Consider the following 5,836-nt stretch of genomic DNA (forward strand, 5'->3'; position numbering starts at 1 on the left):
GCCTGCTCCGACGATGATGGCATCGAGTTGGAGCGCCTCAAGGTTGGGGTGGGTGACGAACGCATAGTAGGTGAAGGTCTCGTACGAGTCCGAGTAGTACGGGAAAACAAAGAAAGCGACAGCAGCGACGGCTACTGCAACCTTGGTCAGGAGAGCAACAACAAGGATTGAGCTCTTGGACGATACCGGGGGCTGACCGTATGCGTACGGATACTGATTGCTCATAACTTCACCGTACGGAGCACAAGCACGCGACGCCAGACCAGAATCGGGTTCTGCTCCCCCACTACTCAGCGGAACTATTTCCTGCACGCGAAGATGCCCCGGCGTGAGCCGGGGCATCCTGCAACAACGTTGATCGGAAAGATCTGGTGATCTAGGCGGGGAAGGTCTTCACGAGCTTCTCCACGAACCGAGCGGTGTCTTCCCAGTCATCGACCGCCACCGTTTTACATCCGAGCGCGACGACCGGGTAGTCGTTACCACCCGGGTCGAGACGGTCACCGACGAACAGCATGTCGTCGAACGCCACTCCCGTGTATTCGGCGAGGCGGGTAATCCCGAAAGCCTTGTCGACGCCGGTCGCCGTGATATCGATCGAGGTGGATCCGCCGGAGCGGACCTCGAGTTCCGACAGGTCGGCGGCAACAGCATCACGCAGAGCCTCCTTCTTTGACCCGTCCGGGTCCCAGGCTCTCTTTGCTTCGACGGGAGCCTGCTGCCCAAGGGCAGAGAAGGTGATCTGCGAGCCGCGATCTTCGATGACGTCGCCCCACGTCTCCTCTTCCCAGAAGCCGAGGTCTTCGGCTCGCTCGCGAAGAGAGGCGATGGCGTTGTCGCGCTCATCCTCGGAGAGGTCGTGCGCGTAGATCGTTGTCCACACCCCATCCTGGAAACGCAGGTACCGCGTTCCGCAGGTTGGCATGAGGTGGAGATGCTCGAGGGCCTGGTGGCCCGCCTTCAGGTGGTTGAGAACCTGTCGCTCGAACTGTTCGACGTTACCTCCGGAAATGATGCAGACATCTGCACAGTCCAGAAGTTCAACTAGTGCCGAAGCCATCCGTTCAGGGATCGGGGACTTCGAGGGTGCAAGAGTGTCGTCTAGGTCAAAAGCGACGAGTCGATAATGGGAGCTCAATGAGTTTTATTCAGCTTTCTTGTCTTCTTTGTTGACGTGCTCAAGGAACACGCGGACGAGGCCCAGGAGCACCATGCCGATGGCAAGACGGTAGGCGAAGTGGATGATCGCGGTAATGATACCCATCGCGCCCGGGCCGTAGTCGGCAGTGATGATCGTCAGGAGATCAAAGAGAGCGTAGCCCGCGAAAATGCCAAAAGCAACGAGCGCGAGAAGCATGATGTTCTTTACGAGCGTCGGAGTGGCGCGGGTCGCGAAGCTCGTGGAGAACAGTGCACCGAAGCCACCGGACTGCTGTCCGAAACCACCCGGTTGCTGACCGTATGGCTGCTGCTGTCCGTAACCGGGCTGGGGTGCCGAGTACGCAGAGGGTGCGTATCCGTCCTGCGGCGGCTGGTTGTTGTTCTGCTGGAAATTGTTCTGTCCGTAGTTGGGGCCCTGCGGGCCTCCGGGTTGCTGCGACATGTTTACATCCTTTCACGTGTCGTGACCGAGCGTACCGGAAAAACCAGTGATCGTCGGCTCATCATCACATTGTTCCTCAAGTACACGGTTCACACCGTTATCCGCCACTGGGTAGTGGTCACCATATGAGATCTTGAATAGTTCCGTTCACCGTGCAACTTTTCACTGGAACTATGTGTTCACACTGGTTTTTAAACAGATAAGGACTTATGCCGTGATTCTTACTAGCCACGCTGGCTCTCTTCCCAGGACCGCACGCCTCATTGAAGCCAATCAGGATGACATGGGGGTGAACGACCCGGCCGGCTATGCCACGGTACTGGCCGAGGAGGTAGCCGTCGTCGTTGCTAAGCAGCGCGAGATCGGCATCGACATCGTGAACGATGGCGAGTACGGCAAGTACATGTCGAAGTCCTCCGACTTCGGTGCCTGGTGGTCCTACTCCTTCGCACGCACGCAGGGCCTGGAGATCGTTGAAGATAACCAGGACTGGCTCACCAAGAAGCACCACTCCACCCCCGATGACATTCAACTCGCTGGCTTTGCTGAACGCCGCGACATGAACCGGTTTCCGGGCGCCTACTTTGGCCCGGATGCGACGGTGGAGATGGGAGACTCCCGCGGCGTCTTCCCTACCGCCACCGGTCCCCTCGCTTTCATCGGCCAGGAAGCCGTGAACGCCGATGCCAAGAACCTGGTTCAGGCACTGGAACTGCAGGAACGCCCGGCCAACACCGGATTCATCACCGCCATCGCTCCCGGTTCCGCCGCCCGAGTTTCCAACGCCTACTACAGTTCCGAAGAGGACTTCATCAAGGCCTGGATCCCGGTGCTCCGCGAGGAATACAAGGCAATCCTTGATGCTGGGCTTCTCCTCCAGATTGACGATCCTTCTCTCGCTGAGTCCTACGACCAGATCACCCCGCAGATCGACCCGAAGGACTACGTCCGCTTTATCCGCACCCGCGTTGATGCCGTCAACGAGGCCCTCGAGGGCCTCGACCGGTCCCGTGTGCGTTACCACCTGTGCTGGGGCTCCTGGCACGGCCCGCACACCACCGATATCGAGTTCGAGAATATCGCCGACGCCATGCTGGACATTGATGTCGCCCAGTACACGTTCGAGGCGGGTAACGTCCGCCACGAGCACGAGTGGCGCGTCTGGGAGAACCGCGACCTGGGCGGCCGCAAGATCCTCCCCGGCGTTGTCTCCCACGCCACGAACGTTGTTGAGCATCCCCAGCTCGTAGCCGACCGTCTCGTCCGCTTCGCCCGCCTCGTCGGTGCCGAGAACGTCATCGGTTCGTCCGACTGTGGCTTCGGCGGCCGTATCCACCCCGAGATCGCCTGGGCCAAGCTCGACGCCCTCGTTCAGGGCGCACAGCTCGCCAACGAACAGCTCTAAACCAAGAACGAGCATCGACCGAACTACGGCTGTGAAACCTCAACAACACTAAGAACTACGTAGTTCTCAACCGATACCGGGCTGGTCACAAGATCAGCCCGGTATTCCATTCCCGTTTGCTGGGACCACATATCGGGATCGACCCGTGGCAATCTCCCGGCACGCCATGACAGATTGCGACCCCCACGTCGGCCTAGTCCGGATCCTGGCTCCCACGCAGGCTTGGTCCGGTTCCTAGCCCGCGGCGCTTGTCTTTATCGCTCGGCCGAGTAGCACCAGCTCTTATCGCACAGCTGAGTGGCGCCGAATCTTGGCCAGGCACCACAACAAAGGTTCAGCTCCACATGAAACTGATCTCCCAGAGATCCGTGCTGACAGAGATCCGTGCTGATCTCCCAAAACTGGCTTATCAGGAACTATCGGTTCCATCAGGATTTATCAGCAAAACAGGCACTGATCTTTCTTTATCTGTCCGTCGGGACGCTTGGGGAGCAGTTCATTCATTACACTGGCGGACACACGCTATTTCTATAAGGAGCATCATGCCAACACCTCATATCAACGCTGCCGATGGTGCGTTTGCACCGGCTGTTCTTATGCCGGGAGATCCCCGCAGGGCAGAGCGGATCGCTCATCTGCTGATGCCGGATGCTGAGAAGGTCTCTGACGTACGCGGAATTGGCGCTTTCACCGGTGAATACAACGGCAAGCCACTGTCTGTGATGGCATCCGGCATGGGACAGCCCTCGCTCTCCATCTACGCAACTGAGCTCTTCACGCACTACGGGGTTAAGAGGATCATTCGCGTTGGAACCTGCGGCGGCATGGCAACCTCAGCAAAGGTCGGTGACGTTGTTGTCGCCATGTCGGCACACACGGACTCGTCAATGTTCAACCTGGTCCCGGGCGTCAATCTCGCCCCCACAGCGTCCTGGAACCTTCTCTCTGCAGCTATCGCCGCAGCGGATGACTCCATGAACCTTCACGTTGGCCCGGTTGTTTCTCGTGACCGCTTCTACGGCAACGACCCTGACGGCGTTAAGACTCTCGCGGATCTGGGAACCCTGGGTGTTGAGATGGAGACTGCGGCCCTTTACATGCTGGCAGCCCAGCACAATGCTGAGGCTCTTACTGTTCTCACTGTCTCTGATCACCTGTTCGATACCTCGGGTGACATGACAGCGGAAGAACGCGAGCACAAGTTTGAGGGTGCTCTTAAGCTCGCGGTAGCTGCCGCGCACTGCTGATATCAGCCACCCGGCTCATCGATGCCGATAGTGTCTCCACCTGCTCATCGCTCAGGCGGGTGGAGATCAGGTCGGCCGTACGGTAACGTATAGCCTCACTGCGGTCGACCGTTGTTGCGCCTCGCTCGGTCACAGCAATGACAGCACTGGCTTCAGTCTCGCTGTCGGCGCTAAGTCCAGTTTCCGTGACAATAACAAATCCGCGCTCCCGTAGGGCGTCGATAAGAACTCTGGTGGCCTGCTCGAGCAGGCCCAGTTCGCGTGACAGGTCCTCAATATCCGTTACGCCACCGCGAATAAGAACAAGTGCCCGTCGCTCCGATGGAGTGACCTCAAGAGCTTCCTCAACAGCACGATCCAGGCGCTGATCAATACTGCGAGCCTCTTCGATTCGGTCGAGTAGCTCAACACTGAAAAGTAGGCGATCTGTTGGCTCATGTCCACGGAGAGCCTCCAGAACACCGCTCCCGGCTTGTTCAGACACGGAATCGGGCATCGAATCGTCTACATCTGTAGCTGGCCCACCTGGACCAGCTAATGATTCAGCAGTCGATGATTCAGCTGAAGCTGAAACCGGCTTACTCCGGACCGCGGCCGATTCAGTCGGTACTGCATTCGATTCACCCCTGCCACCAGGAGACCGATCATTCGGTCGCTCGTTATCACTGTCATCAAACGTTCTGTCCATGGGGTTGTTATGTGTGCCCTCCGCGGCACCAGCTACGTTCATAAGATTCGAGGTACCAACATTCGACGTACCTTCGACAGGAAGGTTGGTTCCCGTTGCCCCGCCGCCTTGCTTCTTTGCCGCGCCGTTGCTCATGGGTGTTGGGTCCGCTTTGTCCATCACTCCATCTCAACGCATCATCCTGACAGTTTGTTCCCGAAAGCTGTGGGAATAAGCTGGGAGTCAAGCCTTTAAAGGAGGGCGCCTTGAGCAATGCGAGTGATCTTTCTGCAGCGACAGAGGACTATCTCAAGTACATTTGGTCAGCCACAGAATGGTCTAATACCCCAGTCACAACAAGCCGATTGGCACGGGAGATGGGACTGTCTCCCTCAACCGTGTCCGAGTCGATTGCCAAGCTGACGAAGGATGGCCTGGTCGAGCATGAGAAGTATCGTTCCATCCGGCTGTCGCCCGATGGCAAGCGCCACGCGCTTGCCATGGTCAGAGCACACCGCCTTATCGAAACCTTCCTGCACGACGAGCTCGGCTACACCTGGGACGAGGTGCACAATGAAGCGGAGGACCTGGAACACGCAGTATCAATTCGATTTATCGACGCCATCGATGAGCTACTCGGCTACCCCGACTACGATCCACACGGCGATCCAATCCCATCAAAGGACGGGATCCTCCCCGAGGTCCCCGCTATTCTCGTAGCCGAGGCACCTACCGGGGAAGCCCGCGTACACCGCATTGCCGACTCAGATCCGGAAGCCCTACGCCTAGCTTCAGAACTGGGCCTTCGTCCGGGGGAGACAATCATCATCGCAGAAGGCACTCTCACCGTGGGAGGCAAAGAGACGCCCCTCGATCCGTTTGCCTCAATCCTGTGGGTTACTCACGACCACAGC

Annotated in this window: 7 protein-coding genes; 3 read left to right on the forward strand and 4 right to left on the reverse strand. The window is 58.3% G+C overall.

Translation table 11 applies throughout. From position 1 onward, the window contains the following. The 3 genes from ACTHUY_RS11950 to ACTHUY_RS11960 form a co-directional block, all read right to left on the reverse strand. Window positions 1-225: hypothetical protein (locus ACTHUY_RS11950; protein WP_441679002.1), on the reverse strand; the 225-nt coding region annotated here is incomplete at its 3' end. A 151-nt stretch (window positions 226-376) separates the two neighbouring features. Next, window positions 377-1,138: an HAD-IIB family hydrolase gene (locus tag ACTHUY_RS11955; RefSeq protein WP_441655345.1), complete on the reverse strand. Its 762-nt coding sequence runs from the start codon at window positions 1,136-1,138 to the stop codon at window positions 377-379. Between the two features lie 6 nt (window positions 1,139-1,144). After that, window positions 1,145-1,603, reverse strand: a complete 459-nt coding sequence (locus ACTHUY_RS11960; RefSeq protein WP_441679004.1) for a hypothetical protein — start codon at window positions 1,601-1,603, stop codon at window positions 1,145-1,147. Window positions 1,604-1,817: 214 nt separating this feature from the next. Between ACTHUY_RS11960 and ACTHUY_RS11965 the strand changes: the two genes are divergently transcribed. Both ACTHUY_RS11965 and deoD read left to right on the forward strand, forming a co-directional pair. Next, on the forward strand, window positions 1,818-3,008 hold the full coding sequence (locus ACTHUY_RS11965; RefSeq protein ID WP_441679006.1) for a cobalamin-independent methionine synthase II family protein: 1,191 nt from the start codon (window positions 1,818-1,820) through the stop codon (window positions 3,006-3,008). Window positions 3,009-3,550: 542 nt separating this feature from the next. Continuing rightward, on the forward strand, window positions 3,551-4,255 hold the full coding sequence (deoD, locus tag ACTHUY_RS11970) for a purine-nucleoside phosphorylase (RefSeq protein ID WP_441679008.1): 705 nt from the start codon (window positions 3,551-3,553) through the stop codon (window positions 4,253-4,255). On the opposite strand, the gene ACTHUY_RS11975 is transcribed toward deoD, so the two are convergent. Continuing rightward, on the reverse strand, window positions 4,224-4,739 hold the full coding sequence (locus tag ACTHUY_RS11975; RefSeq protein WP_441679010.1) for a hypothetical protein: 516 nt from the start codon (window positions 4,737-4,739) through the stop codon (window positions 4,224-4,226). The genes deoD and ACTHUY_RS11975 overlap by 32 nt on opposite strands. A 449-nt stretch (window positions 4,740-5,188) precedes the next feature. Between ACTHUY_RS11975 and ACTHUY_RS11980 the strand changes: the two genes are divergently transcribed. Continuing rightward, a partial coding sequence (locus ACTHUY_RS11980) for a metal-dependent transcriptional regulator (RefSeq protein WP_441679012.1) occupies window positions 5,189-5,836 on the forward strand: 648 nt, incomplete at its 3' end.

The sequence above is a fragment of the Flaviflexus sp. genome, assembly GCF_052087705.1.
Lineage (GTDB): Bacteria > Actinomycetota > Actinomycetes > Actinomycetales > Actinomycetaceae > Flaviflexus > Flaviflexus ciconiae.